1 protein-coding gene is annotated in these 585 nt (G+C 37.1%); it reads left to right on the forward strand.

Features of this window, described 5'->3' with window-relative positions:
- Window positions 1-565, forward strand: a 565-nt coding sequence (locus tag FFR48_RS28345; RefSeq protein ID WP_162502000.1) for a transposase, incomplete at its 5' end; no start/stop codon positions are given.
- Window positions 566-585: the final 20 nt, after the last annotated feature.

A 585-nucleotide genomic window follows, 5' to 3' on the forward strand; every position in this document is an offset into this window, starting at 1 on the left:
ATTGAGTACAATTCCAATTTACCCTGGAGGTCGGAGATTTTATGAAAATGTTCATCTCACACAAGATAAAGGTTTTGGTTGTTGTAATTTAGCCGTTTATTGGAAACGAAAGTATCGCGGTAAGCAAGAGAAAGAACCTTGGTATTTATCAACTAATCTCACAGATATTTCCACAACTATTAAAATATATGGTCAACGTTTTGGGATTGAAGCGATGTTTAAAGATTGTAAAACAGGGGGTTATAATTTAGAAGGTTCTCAGGCTTCTCCTGATAGACTTGTGCGGATAATTTTATTGATTGCTTTGGCAATGACTTCTGCATGGTTACAAGGTCAAAAAACTCAATCTCAAAGAAAACAATCTTATGTTTGTCGGATGAGTGAAAATAAAAGAACTGGAAGAAGACATAGTGCTTTTTGGATAGGTTTATACGGTTCTAGTTGGATAGTTTCTATGAATGAGTGCCAAGAATTGGTCTTGGAAATGATGGCATCTGTTCGCAATAAGATGCCATTTTATCAGCAGGGTTTGAGGGCTGTAATGCTTATCCAGCAACCTCTTTAGCTCCTTTGTCGCCCCCTCAA

It is taken from the genome of Sphaerospermopsis reniformis, from assembly GCF_005402885.1.
GTDB lineage: Bacteria > Cyanobacteriota > Cyanobacteriia > Cyanobacteriales > Nostocaceae > Sphaerospermopsis > Sphaerospermopsis kisseleviana.